We start from the raw sequence: 21,805 nt of genomic DNA, 5'->3' as shown, positions 1-21,805 counted from the left end.
CTGCTACTGATATCTGTTGTTGATCCCTATGAGCACCACCCGTTTTCTGACCGGCATCACCCCCAGCGGCACCCCACACCTGGGCAACTACGCAGGCATGATGCGCCCCGCCATCGAAGCCAGTCGCGACAAGAATGTGGAGAACTTCTACTTTCTGGCCGACTACCACGCGCTCATCAAGTGCCAGGACCCCGAGCGCGTGCAGCGCTCGACCATCGAAATCGCCGCCAGTTGGCTGGCCGCCGGTCTCGACCCCGAGCATGTGACCTTCTACCGCCAGTCGGACATCCCCGAGATTCCGGAGCTGACCTGGTTCCTGACCTGCGTGACCGGCAAGGGCCTGCTCAACCGTGCCCACGCCTACAAGGCGGCGGTGGACAAGAACAACGCATCCGGCAGCGAACCTGACGACGGCGTGACCGCCGGTCTCTTCATGTATCCCGTGCTCATGGGTGCCGACATTCTGATCTTCAACGCCAACAAGGTTCCTGTGGGCCGCGATCAGGTGCAGCATCTTGAGATGGCGCGCGACATGGCGTCAAGCTTCAACCATATCTACGGCGGCGAGTACTTCACGCTGCCTGAGGCCGTGGTGGAGGAGTCTGTAGCCACCCTGCCCGGCCTTGACGGCCGCAAGATGAGCAAGAGCTACAACAACACGATTCCGCTGTTTGCGCCGCGTGAACAGCTCAGGAAGCTCATCAACAGCATCACCACCGACTCGCGCGCCCCCGGCGAGGCCAAGGAAGTCGAAGGCTCGGCACTATTCCAGATCTATCAGGGCTTTGCCAGCGAAGAGGAAAGCGCCGCCCTGCGCCAGCAATATGCCGAAGGCATTGCCTGGGGCGATGCCAAGCAGACACTGTTCGAGCGCATCGACCGTGAAATCGCCCCCATGCGCGAGCGCTATGAATACCTGATTGCCCACCCCGCAGAGCTGGAAGAGATTCTTCAGGCCGGTGCCGTCAAGGCACGCAAGCTGGCGACTCCTTTGCTGCAGCAGCTGCGCGGCGCCGTGGGCATCCGCAATCTGGCGCAGGCCAGCAAGGCCAAGACCAAGGCCGCCAAGACTGCACTGCCCCAGTTCAAGCAGTATCGCGAATCCGATGGCCAGTTCTACTTCAAACTGGTGGCCGCTGACGGTCAACTGCTGCTGCAAAGCCTGGGCTTTGCAGCCCCCAAGGAAGCGGGCCAGAACATTGCCCAGTTGCAGCGTGAAGGCGCGACGGCTCTGGCGGCCATCAAGCCGCGCCTGCAAATACTGGATGGTGTCAGCGATGATCTGGTGATCCAGGCTCTGGAACAACTGCGTGAGGCGGCCGAGCAATAGCTCCTCGCTGCCCGATGGACGCTGCCTCTGCACTCGCGAGGCAGCGCGGATTTAATCCTTCGCAATAAAGGAACTACCGATGCGCATTGCTGCCCTGGATGACGATCCACTACAACTGGAACTGTTGCAACAAGTCGCGACGGAAGCCGGGCACAGCTGTCACTCCTACCTCAAGGGGGCTGCCCTGCAGCAAGCCCTGCGCCGCGAAAGCTTCGATCTGCTGCTGATTGACTGGGAGCTGCCCGATGTCAAGGGACCCGATATCGTGCGCTGGGTGCGCGAGCAGATCAGCAAGGAAGTGCCGATCATCTTCGTGACCCACCGCAGCGAAGAGGCCGACATTGTCGAAGGCCTGGCCTGCGGCGCCGATGACTTCATGATCAAGCCCGTACGTGCGGGCGAGCTGCGTGCTCGCATCTCCGCTCTGCTGCGCCGCGCCTATCCGCTGACCGCACAAAGCGTGCTGGACTTCGGCCCCTACCGCTTTCTCACCACTACCAATGACATAGAGATGGACGGCCAGCCCGTGGAGGTCACGCACCGTGAATACACGCTGGCACTGACGCTGTTCCAGAACCAGGGCCGCTTGCTCTCGCGCGATCATCTGCGCGAAGTCGTCTGGGGCCATAACGCCGAGGTGCAGTCGCGCTCGCTGGACACCCATGTCTCGCGCCTGCGCAATCTGCTGAACCTGCGCGCTGGTCAGCCCTATGCCATTTCAGCCGTTTATGGCTATGGTTACCGCCTGGACGCCCCCGAAGCTGCGCAGCCCGCAGCCCCAGCTGCCTGAGTCCGGCAGCCCCCATAACCCCGCTTCCAAAAATGCCTGATTTACGTCAAAACCTCTTTTCCGTCCGCTCCCCCATGCCCATTCTGGGTGCAGGCATGCTGTGGGTGGCGTTTGGAGGGATGACGGCAACAGGTCTGGCCCATGCCCAGATCACGCCCCGCGGCAACGATGCCATTGCCCACCGCGTGGTGACTGGAGATACGCTGGAGATGCTGGCAGCACGCTATCTGGGCGACCACAAGCGCTGGACAGCGCTGCAAAGCCACAACAAGGTGGAAGACCCCTTGCGTCTGCGTCCCGGTTCGTTGCTGGAGATTCCCACGCGCCTGTTGCGCGCCGCAATGGCTTCGGTGGTGTTTGTGCAAGGCGATGTGCAAAGCACACGCTCTGTGAGCCATCTCGCAGACTCCGTCAACCCGCCACCTCAGCCCGTGCAAAAAGGCCAGCTGCTGCAGGAAGGCGATTCGCTCCAGGTTCCGGCCAATGCCTTTGTCTCCGTGCGTCTGGCAGATGGCTCACTGGTGCGCGTGCAGTCCGAATCCGATGTCGAGCTGCGCCAGATGCGCCGCAAAGGCCGAGCCGGCAGTCTGCAGTCCGTCATCGATTTGCGTGAGGGAGCGATCGAAGCAAAAGTGTCCAGGCAGGCCAATGGCGAGCGCCGCTTCGAGGTGCGCACCCCGGCAGCCTCGACCAGCGTGCGCGGCACCCAGTTTCTGGTAATGAGCGATGACGAGGGCCGCACGGCTGCTGCCGTCGACGAAGGCTCGGTCGCCGTGCAAACGGGCCAGCCCTCAGCCTTGCTCAGGCCAGGTCAAGGTCTGTCCGTTTCCGCAAACGGTCAGATCGGCAGGCCCACAGCCATGCTGGTGGCTCCCGATATTGCGGCCTGGCCCGCTCTTGTCGAAGACGCCAACTGGGTCAGCCTGCCCCTGCCTGCCATGGCTGGTGCAGTGCGCTACCAAGTGCTGCTGGCTCAGGACAAGGATCTGACCCAGATCGTGCGCGGTGGCCTGTTCACACGGTCACCTGCACGCCTGACGGGTGTGGAAGACGGCAGCTACATTGCGGCCATTCGCGCCATCGACGCCAACGGCATTCCCGGCAAACGCAGCCTGCAAGCATTGCGCGTCAAGGCTCATCCGGTGCCGCCGCTCTATGCGTCTCCAGCACCTGAAGCCACCATCGGACAGGGCCAGCACGGCCTGCAATGCACCCGGGTGGCGGAAGCCTCGGCCTACCGCATCCAGGTGGCCACCGCCGACGGCAGCTTTGCCCAGCCGCTCATCGACGCCAGCGACCTCAAGGACTGTGCCCTGCCTGCCGAGGCGCTGGCCAAGCTGCCTGTCGGCGAATATATGTGGCGCGTAGGCAGCATCCGCAAGCTCGGCAACGGCCAGCCAGACGCGGGCCCCTTCGCAGCCCCGCAAAAGATGAAACTGGCCCTGGCACCCAAATCGCCCGAGCTGCAGATCGGCGGCGCGCCCGGCGAAGGCAGCAGCCATATTCACTGGGCAGGTGAAGAGGGTCAACGCTACCGTATCGTGGTGGCCAGCGACGCCGGTTTTACTGCGCCCCTGATCGACACCTGGATGACCCAGCCTCAGTGGAGCACGCAGGGCCTGCCTCCTGGCACCTACTATCTGCAGATGCAGGTCGAGGATGCCAACGGCCTGCGCAGCAATCTCTCCGTCGCACGCCAATTCCAGACCGGCAACTGGGTGACCTCGTCCGAGGGGCAGGCGCTGACTTCCGGCGACGGTTCACGCCTGATGCGCCAGTAAAAACCATAGCTGCCAGCGCCTGAATTCCATGAAGCTTCATAGGATTCATATCTTGATCGCTTATGTGGCAAGCGCTGGAAGCTACTGTTTTATGAGCTTCTCACCGAATCACCCACATGGCTGAAGCTCCCAACCTGCGTAAAAACCGCTTGCAGGACCTGCGCCTGAGCTGGCTGCTGCTCAGCGCTTTCCTGCTCGGCATGACCTGGTGGCTCAGCGGCCCGGGGCAGCTGGCACGTCTCAACGGCCTTATTCAGGACACCTCGGCCTGGCTGCACCAGCGCCCTGCCTCGCCCGATGTTGTCATCGTGGCCATCGACGATGACAGCATCGGCAGCATAGGCCGCTGGCCCTGGCGGCGTGCACTGCACGCCGCCGTGCTGGAGCGCATCACTCAAGGGCAGCCCCGCGCCATCGGCATGGACGTGGTCTTCAGCGAGGAAGACTGGGACTACCCCGGCGACGATCTGCTGCTGCAACGAGCACTGCAAAAAAGCGGCAATGTAGTGCTGCCCGTCACGCGCGCCGCGCAAAGCGCTGCCACCGCCCCTTTACAAAGCCTTGCCAGCGAGGCTGCTGCTCTGGGGCACACCCAGATGCCTGTGGATGCCGACGGTGTGGTGCGACGCTTTTATGCGCAGGAAGGCAAGGCCGGCCAGCTCTGGTGGCACATGGCGCTGAGCCTGCACTGCGTGGGCCAGACCACCCACCCCTGCCAACCATCTGTTTCGACTCCAGCAAACCCGGTTGCAGCCAACTCCTGGCAAAGGTTGCAGCCCCAGTTCATCGCTTTTGCCCGGGCTTCGCGGGACCGCCAGAACAGCCTGGGCTCGCCGTTCACCACCTACTCCTATATCGACATCCTGCGCGGCGATATCCCTGCAGTCGCTTTTCGCGGCAAATACGTGCTGATTGGAGCCACTGCCGCTGGTCTTGGCGAAAAATTCACAGCCCCCATCGGCTTTGATGCGCGCCTGATCTCGAATGTGGAAATGCTGGGCCATGTGCTCAACGGCATCCTTCAGGACACACATCTGGAGCCAGCCACTGCCACACTCAACCGCAGCCTCAATGTGCTGCCCGTGCTGCTGGGCCTGCTGGCCCTGGCCTGGCTCGGCCCTTCTGGCGGGCTGATTTCCAGCATTCTGCTGGCCTTGCTCAGTCTGTCGATAGCCGGTTTGGCGCCGCGTTGGGGTCATGTGCAGACAGCCCCCGCTGCGGCACTGCTGAGCCTGTCGCTTGCCTACCCGCTCTGGAGCTGGCTGCGTCTGCGCGCCGCCACACGCTTTCTGGCGCTGGAGCTGCGCGACCTGCAAGGCCAGGGCCTGCCCACGCCCTCGCTCAAGAGCGATGCACTCGATCAGCGGATCGGCGCTGTGGAGCATGCCTCGCGCCAGCTGCGCGCATTGCATCACTTCGTCAGCGAAAGCCTGCGCCAGTTGCCCTCGGCCACTTTTGTCTGCGACCGCGAAGGGCTGCTGCTGCTTGCCAACACGGCCGCGCACCGCTATATCGAAAGCCTGGGACACAAACTCCAGCAAGGTGACGATCTCGTCGCCCTGCTCCGCGGCTTGAGCAGCGCCGGCAGCGACGGCGGCCGCACTGCCAGCGGCACGCCACTGCTCACGCACAGCGCATTGCAGCAAGCCACTCTGTCACACCAGAGCGAAGGGCGCGACACCCAGGGCCGCCATCTGATGCTGCTGAGCCAGAGCTTCGAGGCACCGCCCACCTCAGGCTGGCTCATCACCCTGGTCGATATCAGCGACCTGCGCAGTGCACAGGCGCAGCGCGATCAGGCCATGCAGTTCATCTCCCACGATATCCGTGCCCCGATAGGCTCCATCATCACCTTGCTGGAGATGCAGCGCACAGGCAAGCGCATCGAGTCGCAAGATGCACTGTTTGACCGCATTGAGGGCTATGCCCAGTCGTCTCTTCAGCTGGCAGACGATTTTGTGCATCTGGCCAGAGCCCAGCAGCAGCAATACCGCCACGAAGTCCTGGATCTGGGTCTGCTGGCGGATCAGGCCGTCTCGGATTGCTGGGCCCTTGCCCAGCAGCAGAACATGCAACTGGTATTCCAGCTGCCGGATGCCGAAGCCTGCGTACATGGCGATCCCGGTCTGCTGCACCGCGCCGTCATCAACCTGCTGAGCAATGCCATCAAATACGGCAAGCCACAGACTGGGGATGGCGGTGCCCAAGTGGAAGTCGCTGTTGTCGAGCAAGACAGCCAATGGGGCATCGCCGTGCGCGATCACGGCTCCGGCATGGACGAAGCATCGCTGGCCAGACTCAGCCAGCCGTTCGAGCGCCTGCAGCAACACCAGCGCATGGATGGCGTGGGCCTGGGCCTGGCCTTCACGCGTACCGTGGCACAGCGCCATGGCGGCAGTCTGCAGATAAGCAGCCAGCTGGGCCAAGGCAGCAGCTTCACCTTGCTGATACCCAAGGCCTGAGCCAAGAAACGAAAAGGCCTCAGAACTTTTCAGTTCTGAGGCTTGACGTTTTGTGGTGCGGCTGGCAGGAATCGAACCCACGACCCCTTGGTTCGTAGCCAAGTACTCTATCCAGCTGAGCTACAGCCGCAACAGGGTTGTATTCTAGCAGTGCAAAAACGGCTCTCGGACGAAATCGGCAACTTTTTCGCGCTCATGCAAAGAAAAAGCCTGCCATCGATACAGACGGCAGGCTTTCATGCAGCTTGGTAGGGCGTGGCGGACTTGAACCGACGACCAAAGGATTATGAGTTCTGGAAAAAAGGACTGACAATCCTTTTGTCTCGTCCATCAAGCCTTGTGCCGCAAGGCCTCCACAACTCGTCTGGTCCGTCGTCGGTCCACGATTGCTGCACCAGACAAGCACCAGCCACCCAGCTATGGACCGGAAAACGACCGGCAGCTAATGCAGATTCCGGTCTTACTTGAGCACCCATTCCAGTGCTTCGTAGACAGGCGGCTGAAATTACATGGACAGTGAACCACAATTTGGTGGCCATGTTGACTGTAACTTTGACGGCTGCTTTCGACCGAGGCTGTGTGGAAACGCAAAAAACTATTAATGGCTGAACAATCCAACTGGCAGATTTCAGGCAAGCACGACTGAGGCGCCTTCGACGCAAAGAGCACCCTCAGCCTTCTCATTGCATTCCAGAGCCCTTGAGGTCGCTAATTTCCCGGTTTTAAAAGGGCTCACCCGCCCACCAGATGCATCGCCGTCATCGTTTTGTCGAACCCGAGGATTCCAAGCACTCGCTTGAGGTTGTAAGCCAGCACATTCAAGCTCATCTCCGTGCTGACGTTGCGCAGTCGCCTGGTCAGGAAGTGCGTGTACCCCATCCAATGCTTGAGGGTGCCAAACACGTGCTCGACTGTCCTTCTTCTCACCATCATGGCGTCGGGCATTTGGTCCAAGCGCCGTTGTGCTCGCTCCAGCACGTCTTCGTGCTCCCATCGGCTGATGCGGCGGTAGTCGCTCGGTGTGCATTGGGCTTTTATCGTGCATTGCGTACACGCACTGCTCCAGTAACGACGCATCTGTAAGCCGTTCTCTTGATGTGTTGGGCTTGGGAAGAATGGCTGCAATGCTTGTGTCTTCACACGCTTTGATTTGCTCACCGCTGTAATAGCCACGATCTGCAATAACTTGCAGTTTGCGTTTTCCCATTGCCTTGCGAGCTGCTTGAGCCATGGATGCCAGAGCAGCTCTGTCATGCCCTTGGTTGGTGACCTCATGAGTGACGATCAGGTGATGTTTGGCATCGACCGCCACCTGCACGTTATAGGCCACCATGCCCGAGCCTCGACCACTGGTTGCCATGGACCGTGCATCAGGATCTGCATCGAGAGTTGCTTCTCGGGCTGCTCTTTGAGTTGCTCCTTCACTGCATCGAGCACCCGCATTTGCTTGCGCAACATGGCGATCTTGTCTTGGAGCCTTGTGGTCTTGGCTTCGAGTTCCACAGGCTGCGTGCGGTCCGCTGTATCCAAAGCCGTCAGATAACGTTGGATGCTTTCTTCGATCTGCTGCTGCCGCTTGTCGATCTTGCCCAAGGTGAAGTTCTTGTCACGCGTGTTGACGGCTTTGAATTTGCTGCCATCAATGGCCACCAGCGCCTGGCTGAACAGTTTCAGATCACGGCAGAGAAGTACGAATCGGCGGCACACATTGCGAATGCCGGAGCCGTTGTCACGGCGGAAGTCTGCAATCGTTTTGAAGTCAGGAGCCAGGCGCCCAGTCAGCCACATCAGTTCAACGTTACGCTGGCATTCACGTTCAAGCCGTCTGCTCGATTGCAGCCGATTGAGATAGCCGTAGATGTAGATCTTGAGCAGCACGGCTGGGTGGTAAGAAGGTCTGCCCGTACAGGCAGGTTCTGCACCGTCAAAACCCAAAGCCTGCAGATTGAGTTCGCTGACAAAGGCATCGACAACACGTACCGGGTTGTCTCCAGCAATAAAGTCCTCCAGACATTCCGGCATCAGCGTCACTTGCTGCCGCGCTTGACCTTCAATGAATCGAGGCATGCCATCTCCCGAAACCGAGATGAATTGACTTTATTCAGGTCATGGGTTGGCTACGAGAGGGTTTTCACACAGCCTCGACCCTCAGCAGTCATCCGGCGCGTGGTCGCGAACAGCGGGTTCATGATAATTGTGAGCGCTTGCTATGGAAATACCGATGACTGCTTTTCCGTAGAGCAGTCATTGGCTGTAAATTGGCATCGTTAACCTGTTCTGCATCAACCTGTTGGTCGATAAAATTGGACGATGTTTGATCGATTGTCCATTCGCCACAAGCTGATTGTTTTGCTTGGTCTAAGCGCTGCGCTTGCGTTGCTGACATCCTCAATCATTGCGATTTATTCGACTTATGTCAGTGAATCGAAAGCATCATTGCGTGTTTTGCACCAAATTTCAGCCATCGTCAGCGAAAACATGCGTGCCGCATTGGCTTTCAGCGATTCCGCCAGTGCGAGAAACATGTTGGCGCCCTTGCATGCCGACCCACACATCCTATTTGCCGCAGTCAACGACGAATCCGGGCAGACGCTGGCCGAACATCGCTCCCTCAAGCTGGCAGGGGAGACAGAGCAATTGTTGAAGCTAGCACTGCAAGATAAACGGCTGAATCAAGCAGACAAGCTGGGCTCACAGGAGCATTTCGTTGAGCTCATAGAAGAAAACTATATGAGCGTACGGCTGCCGATTGTCTTCGAAGGCAAGTCCATCGGTTCGCTGGTGCTAGTTTCTGATACAGAGTTGCTCTGGACAAAAATACGTAATTTCATTTACATGCAAATTACTGCATCCATCGTGACCCTGGTGATGCTTCTGTTCCTGTCCTTGCGATGGCGAGCCTTGTTTACTCAGCCGATCACAGATTTGATTTCTGCCATGCAGACAGTGGCAGCGACCAAGAATTACCATTCCAGACTAAACTCCCGCCGCCGAGATGAGTTCGACGATCTCTATCAGGGCTTCAACGCCATGCTCGCGGAGATTAGCGAGCGTGACGAGCGCCTGAGTAAATTGGCGACAACCGATCCGCTCACAGGCCTAGCCAATCGCCGCCATGCCATTGAAACCATGCGAACCATGGCGACGCGCGCCTATCGCAAGAGGGAAGCCTTGGGCGTGATAATGTTGGATATCGATTTTTTCAAGCACGTCAATGACCGCTACGGGCACCCTGTTGGCGATAAGGTTATCAGGGAAATTGCCTCCATATTGCAGGCCAGCGCTCGTGAATATGATCTAGCCGCGCGTTTTGGAGGCGAGGAGTTTATTGTGCTCTGCGATGGCGGTACGTCGGAAACCACTGTGGCCGTTGCCGAGCGAATTCGCCTGGCCGTGGAAGAACGCAGGATCGAGTATGCACCTGGGGAGTTCATGAACGTATCGGTGAGCCTAGGGGTGTTTTCCACAACGCCGCAAGAAAATAATTCCATTGAACAGTGGATTTATGCAGCTGATCAAGCATTGTACCGCGCCAAAAATATGGGGCGTAACCGTCATGCCTTGGCATGACGGTCGATATTGGAGTGAGAGTCTTGCTGAGTAAATTATGGATGGCAGCCTTGCTTATACTCATGCAGGCCTCGGTGACTTGGGCAAGTGACGTGGAGCGAAAACTGGAGGCAGTATTCATTGGTCGCTTCGCCAGTTATATTGAGTGGCCGGTGAAGCCGCGCGACAAGTTCGTCATAACGTTGCTCGACGACAACCCTTTCGGTCAGTTGCTAGATCATTTGTATCAGGATAAACGAATTCATAACAAACCCATCGAGTTGCGCTACGCAAACCGGCTTGAACAAGTCGGTGAAACCGATGTGCTGTTTATCACGCTGACCAGTTATTCAGCTCGTCTTGCCGCAATAGGCTACGCCCAGAAGCACGGTATTTTGACAATTAGCGAAATCAAGGGTTTTGCTGAGGGCGGGGGTATCATTCAGCTCGATTTCGTCGAGCAAAACCCCCGAATCAAGATCAATCACGCTGCCGCCGTCAAGTCCGGCCTCAAGATCGGAGCCCCGTTACTGTCGATTGCCAACGTCTTGCGGGGAGACAATCAATGAAGCCAGGCGCTTACACGCTTCTGTTCTTTCTAATCAGTTCGGCGATTAGCACGTCGGCAGCTGCGGATAAGGCCGTTCAGGAAAGCAACGACTACTACAAACGGCCGCTCGATCAGTTACTGCAGGTAGAAACCCAAGCCAAGGCAGGGGTGGGGTCTCGAGGGGGTGACCGGGATGCGCTGGATGCCGAAGTGCCCATCGACGTTATTACCTCGTCGCAGCTGCAAGCCGCCGGGCAAGTCGGGCTGATTCGTGCGTTGGCGGTGCTAATCCCGGGCTTCAATTCGCCACAGCCGAGCATTGCCGACGGCACCGACCATGCGCCACCGTTTACCTTGCGTGGACTAAACCCAGATCAGGTACTGGTATTGATCAATGGCAAACGACTGCACCAAAGCTCGCTGTTACACAATAACGGTACGATCGGTCGCGGTAGTTCCGGCGTCGATCTCAACACCATACCGCTATATTCAATCGAGCGCGTCGAAGTCTTGCGCGACGGTGCCGCAGCTCAGTATGGCTCCGATGCGATTGCCGGCATCATCAACATTATCCTCAAGGGCTACGGTCAGCGCAGCCAGACAAACCTGATTTATGGCGCCACCAGTGCCGGTGATGGCATAACCCGCCAAGGCGACCTCTTCTACTCACTGCCCTTGGCGGGCGACGGTTTTGTCAACTTGACGACGGAATGGCGGGATCGCGGCTCGACCAACCGTGCCGGCCCCGATGCCCAGGATGGTGGGCACATCAATACCCATTTCGGCGATGCCCATACACAGGACGCACTCTTTGCGCTAAATGCCGAAGTGCCTCGTGGGGACACCACGCTTTATTTCCACGGCTTGTACGACCACCGTCACAGCAGTGCCGGCGCCTTCTATCGGCGGGCCGACGATGATCGCAACAACCATGCGATCTATCCCAATGGTTTCTTGCCGATGATCGAGCCGAAAATTCTCGATTTTTCCGTTACCGCGGGCCTTAAGGGAACGCTGGACGATGGAATGCGCTGGGATCTGAGCTATACCCATGGGGAAAACGACTACCACTTCTACGTCAATAATTCCCTGAATACCTCACTCGGCAATGCCACCCCGACATCCTTTGACAGCGGGGCGACGCGCTACACCCAGAAAATTGTGAATTTCGATCTGAGCAAGAAGATCGGTCGCCACACTCTAGCTGGCGGTTATGAATTCCGCCAGGAGCATTACCGTATTCTGTCGGGCGAACCGGCTTCCTACATGCTAGGGCCGGATAATAACTATGCATATGGAGCGCAAGGCATGCCAGGATTTAGTCCCGAAAACGCGACTTCGGCCGGCCGCCAAGCCCACTCACTATATGGCGACTTGAAGCTTGCTCTTTCGGACCGCCTGATACTCGACACCGCTGCGCGGTACGAGTATTACAGTGATTTTGGATCGACGATTAACGGCAAACTGGCATTGCGCTATCGCGCCAACGACGATCTGCTGTTGCGCGCCAGCACCAGCACAGGGTTTCGTGCACCGTCGCTGTCGCAAAGCCATTTCTCCTACACAGGCAGTTATCGCAACAGCAGCGATGATGCGGCCCAGTTCTGGGGCAACTATGCGGTCGACCATCCGGTGGCGCGCGCCTTGGGGGCGACCGACCTTAAGCCCGAAAAATCTAACCACATGACACTCGGCATGGTTTTCCAGCCATCGTCCCAATTAACTGCCAGTGCAGACTACTTCGTTACCGACATTTCGGATCGAATCATGCCAACCGGCTATATCGCGGGCTGGAACATGGCCTCACTCAGCCCCCAGGCAGTGGCCATCCTTGCACAGAACAATGTTGACGGCGCAGTTTATTTCACCAATGCAATCTCGACGCGGACCCAAGGTTTCGATCTGCGTTTGGAATATAAGTACAACTTCGAGCATGGGGGCAGACTAAAGCTTGTAGCGGCCTATCAGCGCAGCAAAACCCGCATCACCCAGGTCAATCAGGCACCCGGCATCCTCGGAGTACAGATGACCGACCTGATTCTGGACCCCTTTACACGGGTGCTGATGGAAGGCGGGCAACCGACCGACTCATTCAAATTCTGGTCAAAATACACGGTCGGCGACTACGGCATTGTCATGAACCTGAACCGCTTCGGCAGCTTTTCCAGCGTAAAGGGTTACGAAAAGGTCAGCTTTGCCGCCCGGTGGACACTTGATACCGAATTGTCCTACCGGCTGGGGAAGGACGTTACCCTGGCTTTGGGGGCAGTCAATTTGTTGAATGCTAAGCCCAAGGAGTGGGGGCAGACAGAGGATAGCCTAGTGGGGTCGGGCAAGGTGATTCGCTATTCCCAATACGCACCTTTCGGATATAACGGCGCTTACTATTACCTCCGGCTCGGAGTCACTTTCTAGTGATCCGATCTCATTTTTGGCGAGCCAACTCGAACAGTAGAAGTGGCACCGGTTTTTTTTGAACAAGTAGCTAAGCGAGATCTCTTCCCGGAAAAATATCCTGACAGCAGGCCGAACTTGGAGAGATCTATGACTATCAAATCACGACGCAAGCACAGTCCCGCATTCAAAGCCAAGGTTGCACTAGGGAGCCTCTGCATAACCCGATTCCAAGCGTCACAGTGCTTGAACGAGCGTGAGGTTCGCTCACCTCTGCCCCTCAAGAAGCCCGCGAAACGCGGGCTTCTTGCTTTTTAAGTGCCCGTAACAGACTTGGATTAGTTGTTTTCTAGCAAGCGACCACGGGCCATCCACAAGTTCGCCAAGGCAAATAGGGTGTGCAGTTGCTGCGTGTTCTTTCTCAAGCCGGCGTTGTTGCACAAATCAAGTTTGAGACGAGTTGCACCAAACCCCAGCCGTGGCTAGGCCACGGCTGCCGTCTGAGGACGGCCCAGTTCAGTGAATCGATTCAATATGGCTGCCCGAATATGCAGCTCGTTGACTTGGCGCTCAAAGGTTCTGGCCATCACCCGCTCACCTAGTCGCTTGATGCAGTTCATCTTGGTTTCCACCAAGCTTCGCCGGTGGTAGCCACTCCAGCGTTTCCAGAGACCTCGTCCCAATCTTCTGCATGCGGCAATCGCCGCATTGCGATGCACAAAGACGCTGCCCTTGCGGATTTGGGCATTCTTTCGAGGTGGGATGACTGGCATAGCTCCACGCCTGATGACTGCTTCATGGACTGGCTGCGTATCGTAGGCACCATCACCTGTCAGGCTCTCAAGCGCCTCATCCTCGGGTAACTGCTGCAGCAAGTCGGGCAGCACTGAAGCATCGCTCACATTGTTGGAGGTCACGCAGATGGCTCGTATCTGCAATGTTTGAGCATCGATGCCAATGTGCAGCTTGCGCCACTGGCGTCGGCGCTCTGGGCCATGCTTTTTGCATTTCCACTCGCCTTCGCCCAAGAACTTGATCCCTGTAGAGTCCACCAACAAGTGCAGCCCTGCTTGGCTGCGTGTGTACGGCACCTGAACATTCAGCTCAAGCTGCCGCCGGCACAGTGTACTGAAGTCTGGTACTGGCCATGCAAGGCCACACAGTTCAAGCACCGACTGCACCAGGCCCGTGGTTTGCCGGAGCGCCAGGCCAAACAGGTTTTTGAGCGTCAAACAAAATTGGATGGCTGCATCTGAGAACTTCGGGCTTCGCCCGCGTTTGCCGCTAGTAGCGGCAAACCAAGACATGCGCTTGTCCAGCCAGATGGACAACGAACCCCGCGCTTTAAGCGCAGCGTTGTATTGCTTCCAATTGGTGGTGCGGTAACGGGGCTTGCTCATGCCACAAGCCTACGGCCTGTGGCGCAGCGATTTATGCAACAACGCCCCACCGCGTCGCAACTCCCTGACACCCCGGCCCAGCTTGCGGCGCAACAGGGCCCGCAGGGTCACCCCATCCGAGTACCCGACCTGTGCGGCGACCTGGTCGACGCTGGCGTTCCCGGTGCGCAAGAGATGGACGGCATGCTCCACGCGCAGGTCCTGGAAATACGACAGCGGTGTCTTTCCCAAAACGCTTTGCAGCCGCCGGGCCAAGGTGCGCTCGCTTGTGCCCGCGGCGCTGGCCGCCTCGGCCAGCGAGAACCCCTGCGCGAGCCGACGTCTGGCCCAGCACTCGAAGCGCTCCACCATCGGGTCAGCATGCGCAAGGTGGTCGGGAATCACGAACTCGGCTTGCGAACTGCGTGTCTCGACCAGCAGATAGCGTGCCACCAGGGCCGCCAGCGCCGGACTGCGCCCCCGGATGATGCGCAAGGCCAAGTCGACGTGGGCCAAAGCGGCACCCGCGGTGGTGAAGCGTGTCGAGTTCACGATCATGCGTGACTCGTCCAGCGTGACGTTCGGATACCGCTGCCGAAACATCGGCCCCAGCCACCATGACGTCGTTGCACGATGCCCATCAAGCAGGCCACTCTCTGCAAGCAAGAAACTACCGGAGCAAGCGGCACCAAGGTGCGCGCCAGCGGTGGACCACTGCTGTAGCGCCGCGACCGCATCGGGCACATCGGGGCGTGTGAGCCGAGCCGAGAGCGTGTCAGGCATCTTGTCGCCAAACGCTGGCACGAGCACGACGTCTGGTTCGGGCACACCATGCGCAGTGACCACGGGGACCGTCAAGCCTTGCGCAGTTCGGATGCGACGCCGCACGCCCACCAGCGTGAGCTCTATGTGCCCGGGAGCCTGTGGCAGCGAGCCCGCCATCGCATTGGCTAAGCCCACTGTGTCAGTGAGCGCCGCAAGCCCCAGATCAAACACGCCATCACAAACAAGGAGGTGGAGTTTCATGGCAACAATGATATCAATGTTGTCATTATTGCCACTGGAGATGTCTTTCATGCAGACTTAGACTGCAGTCTCGTCGATCCCTTCAGCCACTTTTCCATTTACCCAAAGGAATACAGCATGACCAAGCTCGCCCTGTTTGTTCGCCTCGAAGCTAAACCCGGCCAGGAGGCTGCGCTTGCCGACTTCCTGGCCAGCGCACTGCCGCTCGCCAACGCCGAGTCCGGCACCACGGCCTGGTTCGCATTGAAGTTTGGCCCTTCGACATTCGGTGTGTTCGATGCCTTTGCTGATGAGGCAGGTCGCCAGGCACATCTGAACGGCCAGATCGCCGCGGCCTTGATGGCCAACGCAGCGACCTTGCTCAGTTCTCCGCCCAATATCGAGAAGGTCGAACTGCTTGCAGCCAAACTGCCTGCATGACAACTCGGCCTTGACCCCATCAGGTCACGCTGCAGGATGGGGGGCACACAGCCCTACGGGCGACCCCGACCTCCTTGCTGTCATTCTTGCAGTCTATGGATTCGCCGGCGAGAAAAGGGCAGATTCAAACCTGCCCGCCCACACCCTTGAACTTCTCCACAAACGCAGCGATCTTCTGAAACACCGTCTGCTTCTTGGTGAGGTACTACGGTGTTGATTTCCATCCAGAAGTGACCCACTGGGGGTGCGGACAAAAACTTGGACTACCAGGAGGTAGTTCATGTACTCATACGCAGACAGGATTCGTGCAGTTGAGCTTTACATCAAGCTTGGCTTGCGTGTCAGAGCCACGATTCGCCAGTTGGGGTACCCAACCAAGAACGCATTGAAAGGCTGGTATCAGCACTACCTGAAGCATCAGGATTTGCCAGCAAGCCAAGCTCCAAGAGCACCGAAATATTCGCTGCAGCAAAGGCAGGTGGCTATTGCTCATTACCTCGCCCATGATCGCTGTATTGCTGCAACGATGAGGGCTTTGGGTTATCCGGGTCGAGGAACGTTGACTGCGTGGGTTCGGCAAGACTGCCCCGAGACCAGCAAGATAGTAGGAAGGTCTTGGCCAGCTACAAAGCCTGATGCTTTGATGTGTGAGGGCGTGGTGCAACTGTGTACCCGTCAATCAACTGCACAGGAGATTGCGGACAAGTTAGGGGTGTGTAGGGGGACCTTGTACAACTGGAAAAATCAGTTGCTTGGCCCTTGTGCCCCTGCCTCGATGAAACACCGTCCAAAGCGATCGCCAGTGTTGGATGAAGCAGCGCTCAGGCGCCAAGTTGAATCATTGCGCCAGGATGTTCGGCGGCTGAAGATAGAGCGCGAGCTTCTTAAGCAGGCCCATGAAATCTTAAAAAATGGGTCCGACATTGACCTGCATCGGCTGGCAAACAAAGATAAGGCTGTGCTGGTTGAAGCGTTGCACGGGCAGTATGAATTGCCAGAACTGCTTTCTCTTGTTGGCCTTGCTAGAAGCTCATATTTTTACCATCGTGCCCGGCTGAAGCTGGCTGACAAATACGTTGATTTACGCCGAAGCATCACAGAGATCTTCGACAACAACTACCGTTGCTATGGATATCGCCGAGTCCAGGCATCCCTGCTCAAGGAGTGCACGGGCATCTCAGAGAAGGTGGTTCGCCGGCTGATGAAGCAGGAGGGGTTGATCGTGGCCAAGCCCAAACGCCGCAGATATAACTCATACCTTGGAGAGATAGGTGCTGCCCCGCAAAACCTCATCAATCGAGACTTCCATGCTGCTGCGCCCAATGAGAAGTGGCTTACCGACATTACTGAATTCCAGATTCCTGCTGGCAAGGTTTACCTGTCGCCAGTGATTGATTGCTTTGATGGGCTGGTGGTGAGCTGGTCGATTGGGACTCATCCCAACGCAAATCTCGTCAACACAATGCTGGATGCGGCCATTGATGCTGTTCAAGGCAACGAGAGCCGCCCTGTGATTCATTCTGATCGTGGAGCTCACTACCGATGGCCTGGCTGGCTCTCGAGGGTCCATGATGCAAAGTTGGTTCGCTCGATGTCTCGTAAAGGGTGCTCACCAGACAACGCTGCGTGCGAAGGCTTCTTTGGAAGGCTAAAGATGGAGCTGTTCTATCCCAACAACTGGCAATCAACAACGATTGAGCAGTTCATTGAAGCTGTCGATACTTACATTCGTTGGTACAACGAAAAACGTATCAAGGTATCTCTGGGACGTTTAAGTCCTGTGGAATACCGGAACAAACTTGGCCTAGCCGCATAAAACCAGTCCAAGTTTTTATCCGCACCTCCGGCGGGTCAGTTTTGCGTGGAAATTAACATCCTGGGAATGGGGATCACGGTCAGCGGTATGTTGCTGGTCTTGAGGGGGACGAATCAAGGTCGGTAAGTGTATTTAATCAGACCAATATCCAAATCAAAAGTGAGTGATTGCTATTGGTTGAGGGTTCCAGTTTGGAACTGCGCTACATTGCGAGCGTTGAGGACAGCCACCCGGCCGCAGCATCCAGGGTGGCCGCCAGCGGCAACTTCAAATCTCTGTCTGTTCAGAGATCTCTAGGGCATCGTCGACTTCGATGCCCAAGTACCTCACTGTTGACTCCAACTTTGAATGCCCGAGCAGCAACTGGACAGCGCGTAGGTTCTTTGTGCGGCGGTAGATCAGTGTCGCCTTTGTCCTGCGCATGGAATGAGTCCCGTACTCCATGCGGTCCAGGCCTAGCTCGTCAACCCAGTGACCGAGGATTCGGGCGTACTGCCGGGTCCCCAGATGTGGCGATGCGTGCAGCCTGCTTGGAAACAGGAAGTCCTCTGATTTCAGCCTTGCCAGCTTGATCCAGGCATGCAAGGCGTCACGGGCAGCCTGCGTGATCTCAAACTGCACTGGACGCTGAGTCTTGTGCTGCATGACGACCGCGCGCGATGCCACTTGGTCGCCGTGGCAGACATCCCGAACCTTGAGGGCGACGAGGTCGCATCCTCGCAGCTTGCTATCGATGCCTAAGTTGAAGAGAGCAAGCTCGCGCACCCGGCCTTCCATCTGGAGCCTTACGCGCAGCGCCCAAATGTCCTTGAGCTTGAACGGAGCCTTCTGCCCGACGATCTTGCCCTTGTTCCACGGCTCGCGATGAGCGGTATTACCTGTAGATCCCATGATGGTCTCCCATCGAGTTGAGGGACACACAGGATGCGCTGGCTTCGACTCGCATGAGCGATTAGTGATGCTCGGCTGCCACAGTCTCATGACCTTCAGCTTCCTGGCATAGCCATGAACTCAACATCTCGGCCAAAAGCGGCCGGTCGATGCAAACTTCCGAGCGGCGGCTTCAGGCTGGTTGCAGCCGCTGAGCTTTGGCAAGCTTGTGACGGCTGCCGCCGATACCAGACGTTGACCTGCTATCTGGCCGGATGTCCGCTGTACCTTTCAAACCTGAAACTGGCTGGATCGCTGTGCGCCAGACAACCTGAACGGCAGCTCTCGCAAGCTGCGAACTGGTGCTGTCGACCGAGGCTGTGTGGAAACGCAAAAATCTCATCGGCACCTCAGTCAGAAGTCCAAAGGCCCAAGCAAGTTTGGAACGAGCCGATGTAATCACCAGCTTACCTTTGTGTAGATTTAGCCTGCAGAGGTAGCAATGCTTCGAGAGCATCCAGATCCACAGCATCGTACTGTTCTGCTTTCATGAAGCGAGCTGCAAACACCTCCCACAGCCTAGTGTGCAGAAAGTAGCGGAACAACTCGGCGTCCAGGTGCTGCTTTTTACACATGAAGGCCATGATTCGCAGAGTCTCACTCAAGGTTTTGGCTGGTTTGTATGGGCGGTCTGCAGCGGTTAGTGCCTCAAATACATCACATATCGCCATCACTCGGTCCAACACACCCAGCCGCTCGCCAGGGATGCGGCGTGGATAGCCCTTGCCATCCAAGCGCTCATGGTGCGTCGCTGCCAACTCGGGCACCTGCTCCAAGCCTGCCGGCCAGGGCAGTCCTTTGAGCATGATGTAGGTTTGCACCATGTGGTCGTTGATCTTGAAACGATCTTCGTCGGTGAGGGTGCCGCGGCGGATACGAAGGTTGTGGAGTTCACCCAGGTTTTGCTGATAGGTCGGCAGCTTCATGTCAAAACCGTACTTGTTGCGCGGGTCTCCCGCTTCCACGGCGGGTCGGTCATCGCCCCAGGGAATCCGGTGCTCCGGCAGGTCCGCCAGCAAGGCTTCCATCGCTGGCAGCGCGGGCGCCTCGGGCCGCAATGCATCCAGTTGGCGCAGCTCCGCGGCCGACAAGCCCAGCCGATCATCGAAATGGCGTTGCCAGCCTTGCGCACCAATGCTGTGCAACTTGGCAATGGATTCATCGGACAGGAACTCGCCCCCCAGATTGCAGCTGGCGACAAATGCGAAGTCGTCTTGCAGTTGCAACTGGCGGGCGCGCAACTGCTCGGCGCTCAATGCACCACGCGTGGCGGCCAGTTCAGCATCCCGCCACAAGATTTCAAAACGCAGCCGCACTTCATGGATACGGTTGCGGATGACCTCAAGCTTGGTGGCCTTGTCGAGGATGTGTTCTGGACTGGTTACCTTGCCACAGTCGTGCAGCCACGCGCCCAAGTGGAACGCGTAGCGCTCGTTTTCGCTCATGCTGAAGTTTGCATACGGCCCATCAGTAGATGCATGCAAGCGATCCGCGAATTCGATGGCCATCTGCGGCACCCGCTCGCAATGGCCGCCGGTGTAGGGGCTTTTCGCGTCGATGGCATCGGCCATCAGTTGGATGATGGCATCGAACAAGCGCCGCTGCGATTCCAGAAGCTGGCGCGTCTCGATGGCCACGGCCAACATTCCCGAGAGACGACGGGCAAACCGGTGGAAGGCGGCATCTTCGTGCGCCACGTCGGCCTTGAACTCAAGCACCAAAAGTCCTTGCAGACCGCCTTGGCGACCCCGTAATTCAAAGTCGATCCGCTTGACGCTGGCCGACGCTGCGGCTCCAGCTCCGGCGTCAGGCAAGGGCGGGTAGGTGAAGCGCTCGGACAGGGGGGTGGCCAAACTGCCTGCCAGGGCGGTACGTTGCATGTGCCCAGATTGGGCATCCAACAGATAGACGACTGCTGCCTCGGATTGCGTGGCCTGGGTCAGTTGTTCAAGCACAAGCTGCAGCATGCGCTCGACCTCAGGCTCCGTGGCCAGGCTTTCCGTCAAGCTGAGGAAGGCTTCGATCGTGTCTCCCATGTGCTGCACGGCCTGAGACAGTTCGCCCACTTCGCTGACGCGGCTGGGAGGAAGCGGCGCTCCCGTAAATTCGAAGCGCGCGATGCGCAGACTGCGCTCGCTCAGCAGGATGATGCTTCGCCCAATGGCTTTGCCGGCTGCCCAGCCTAGGGGCAGCAGCAACAGAGCCAAGGCTACGGCCATGCCGATGAAGTAGAGTGCGCGTTGTCGTGCCTCTGCGGCCAGTTCGTCAAACGGAAGCATTTGCAGCAGGTCGAGTGCGGTGCCCAGCCCGATATCAATCTGTGTGTGCAGGCCCACCCAGCGGTGGCCCTCGATCTCCATCACCTGCGGTGTGCCAAGCGCCTTGGGAGTTTTGAGAAGTTGGAGTAACTGGGGTTCGTTGATGTCATCGAGCATCGGCTGCGCATCGCCGCCCACACTGTGCAGGTCGACTGTCGCTGCCATCACCTGGCCGCTGCTATGCAGCAAGGCAAGGCGGGTTCCCGGGGTGGCACGCAGTGTCAAGAGCAATTGCTCCAGGTCGTCAAAAGCTAAGTCGATGCCGACTACAGCATCGGCTGTTGCAGACTGCTTGCTCAGTGTCACACCCAGCCTCTGGGTGGTGGCAAACCGGTAGGGCCGCGTCAGTTGTGCGACACCAGGCTGTTGCCGCGCGACTGCGTACCAAGGACGCGTGCGCGGGTCATACTGGTAATCTGCTTTGTCCTGAACTTCTTGCAGATTACCGGCTTGGTCGAGAAAACGGTAACGACCAACGCGTCGGCCATCCGGCTGTTGTGTGACCGTTTGGACCAAAAACTCTGCCCCATCGGGCGCTGCCACACTTTGCCGTACGGCACCCTGTCTCAAAGAGCGTACCAGGACGAAATCACCATTTGGGTAGGCAACATACACGGCGGCTTCCAGCGGGTTGGCGCGCAATTCGTCCAACAATGCATCCAGCGCCTGCAAACGGCTGGATTCATCCGTCGCCAAGGGCAGTCGCCCTGCACCGATATGGCGCAATGCCCCCTGCGCCGGTGTCAACTGCAAGCGAATCTGCTGGCTTAATACTAAGCTGTCGCGGGCTGCGCGCTGACCAGAATCTTGAACCAATCGCTGGGTTGTGGCCACCCACCCGAGGCCAATCAGCAAGATAGCCACCAAGCCCATGCAGGCCATGGTCAAGACCGCGATGTGCACGCGAATGCGGAACTGCCGGGGGACGCCTAGGGAGTGGTTCATCAGATAGTCTTTCGGCAGGTAGGGTCACCTGGAATCGTGGTTTTCAGTCTAATTTGCCTACAGCCAAATTAATCTTGCGACTTAGTTTCGATGTTGTGTTAGCACACCACGATGA

General features: G+C 58.0%; 13 protein-coding genes, 1 tRNA gene and 1 pseudogene. 9 read left to right on the top strand and 6 right to left on the bottom strand.

Annotated features, from left to right (window positions below):
- Window positions 1-28 precede the first annotated feature (28 nt).
- From F0P97_RS04640 to F0P97_RS04625, 4 genes are all read left to right on the top strand, one after another.
- Window positions 29-1,330 carry a tryptophan--tRNA ligase gene (locus F0P97_RS04640; RefSeq protein WP_182285806.1) on the top strand — a complete coding sequence of 434 codons (1,302 nt, stop codon included), beginning with the start codon at window positions 29-31 and terminating at the stop codon, window positions 1,328-1,330.
- Between the two features lie 79 nt (window positions 1,331-1,409).
- Window positions 1,410-2,120 (top strand): response regulator transcription factor, encoded by a 711-nt coding sequence (locus tag F0P97_RS04635; RefSeq protein WP_182285805.1) that lies wholly within the window; start codon window positions 1,410-1,412, stop codon window positions 2,118-2,120.
- 74 nt (window positions 2,121-2,194) lie between these two features.
- Window positions 2,195-3,901: a FecR domain-containing protein gene (locus F0P97_RS04630; protein ID WP_182285804.1), complete on the top strand. Its 1,707-nt coding sequence runs from the start codon at window positions 2,195-2,197 to the stop codon at window positions 3,899-3,901.
- Window positions 3,902-4,017: 116 nt separating this feature from the next.
- Entirely contained in the window at window positions 4,018-6,363 is a 2,346-nt protein-coding gene (locus F0P97_RS04625; RefSeq protein WP_182285803.1) for a CHASE2 domain-containing protein, read from the top strand.
- A 53-nt stretch (window positions 6,364-6,416) separates the two neighbouring features.
- Here F0P97_RS04625 and F0P97_RS04620 read toward each other — a convergent pair.
- A tRNA-Arg gene (locus tag F0P97_RS04620) sits at window positions 6,417-6,493 on the bottom strand.
- A 602-nt stretch (window positions 6,494-7,095) separates the two neighbouring features.
- Window positions 7,096-8,430, bottom strand: a pseudogene (locus F0P97_RS04615) (IS1182 family transposase).
- Window positions 8,431-8,673: 243 nt separating this feature from the next.
- On the opposite strand from F0P97_RS04615, the gene F0P97_RS04610 reads away from it, so the two are divergent.
- From F0P97_RS04610 to F0P97_RS04600, 3 genes are read left to right on the top strand one after another with little or no spacing between them, the layout of a single operon-like run.
- Complete coding sequence (locus F0P97_RS04610) at window positions 8,674-9,933, top strand: sensor domain-containing diguanylate cyclase (RefSeq protein ID WP_182285802.1); 1,260 nt, start codon at window positions 8,674-8,676, stop codon at window positions 9,931-9,933.
- The gene (locus tag F0P97_RS04605; RefSeq protein WP_182285801.1) at window positions 9,930-10,481 is read left to right on the top strand and encodes a YfiR family protein; all 552 of its coding nucleotides are present in this window, start codon (window positions 9,930-9,932) and stop codon (window positions 10,479-10,481) included. Before F0P97_RS04610 ends, F0P97_RS04605 begins: the two co-directional genes overlap by 4 nt.
- On the top strand, window positions 10,478-12,877 hold the full coding sequence (locus F0P97_RS04600; RefSeq protein ID WP_182285800.1) for a TonB-dependent receptor plug domain-containing protein: 2,400 nt from the start codon (window positions 10,478-10,480) through the stop codon (window positions 12,875-12,877). Before F0P97_RS04605 ends, F0P97_RS04600 begins: the two co-directional genes overlap by 4 nt.
- A gap of 461 nt (window positions 12,878-13,338) precedes the next feature.
- Here the strand turns inward: F0P97_RS04600 and F0P97_RS04595 are convergent, their stop codons facing one another.
- Together F0P97_RS04595 and F0P97_RS04590 are read right to left on the bottom strand one after the other, a co-directional pair.
- Window positions 13,339-14,256, bottom strand: coding sequence for an IS5 family transposase (locus F0P97_RS04595; RefSeq protein WP_182285799.1), 918 nt, complete (start codon window positions 14,254-14,256; stop codon window positions 13,339-13,341).
- A 9-nt stretch (window positions 14,257-14,265) separates the two neighbouring features.
- A complete protein-coding gene (locus tag F0P97_RS04590) occupies window positions 14,266-15,261 on the bottom strand; it encodes a GlxA family transcriptional regulator (protein WP_198424718.1) in 996 nt (331 codons plus the stop codon).
- A gap of 117 nt (window positions 15,262-15,378) precedes the next feature.
- Between F0P97_RS04590 and F0P97_RS04585 the strand changes: the two genes are divergently transcribed.
- Complete coding sequence (locus F0P97_RS04585; protein WP_007182542.1) at window positions 15,379-15,681, top strand: putative quinol monooxygenase; 303 nt, start codon at window positions 15,379-15,381, stop codon at window positions 15,679-15,681.
- Between the two features lie 280 nt (window positions 15,682-15,961).
- Window positions 15,962-17,497 (top strand): IS3 family transposase, encoded by a 1,536-nt coding sequence (locus tag F0P97_RS04580; protein WP_182285797.1) that lies wholly within the window; start codon window positions 15,962-15,964, stop codon window positions 17,495-17,497.
- A 267-nt stretch (window positions 17,498-17,764) separates the two neighbouring features.
- Here the strand turns inward: F0P97_RS04580 and F0P97_RS04575 are convergent, their stop codons facing one another.
- Both F0P97_RS04575 and F0P97_RS04570 read right to left on the bottom strand, forming a co-directional pair.
- Entirely contained in the window at window positions 17,765-18,388 is a 624-nt protein-coding gene (locus tag F0P97_RS04575) for a tyrosine-type recombinase/integrase (RefSeq protein ID WP_182285796.1), read from the bottom strand.
- Window positions 18,389-18,834: 446 nt separating this feature from the next.
- Window positions 18,835-21,690 carry an HD domain-containing phosphohydrolase gene (locus tag F0P97_RS04570; RefSeq protein ID WP_182285795.1) on the bottom strand — a complete coding sequence of 952 codons (2,856 nt, stop codon included), beginning with the start codon at window positions 21,688-21,690 and terminating at the stop codon, window positions 18,835-18,837.
- Window positions 21,691-21,805 lie beyond the last annotated feature (115 nt).

The organism is Comamonas testosteroni, assembly GCF_014076415.1.
Taxonomy (GTDB): domain Bacteria; phylum Pseudomonadota; class Gammaproteobacteria; order Burkholderiales; family Burkholderiaceae_C; genus Comamonas; species Comamonas testosteroni_F.
The sequence above is the reverse complement of the archived record's forward strand: the minus strand, read 5'-3'. Positions and strand labels throughout refer to the sequence as shown.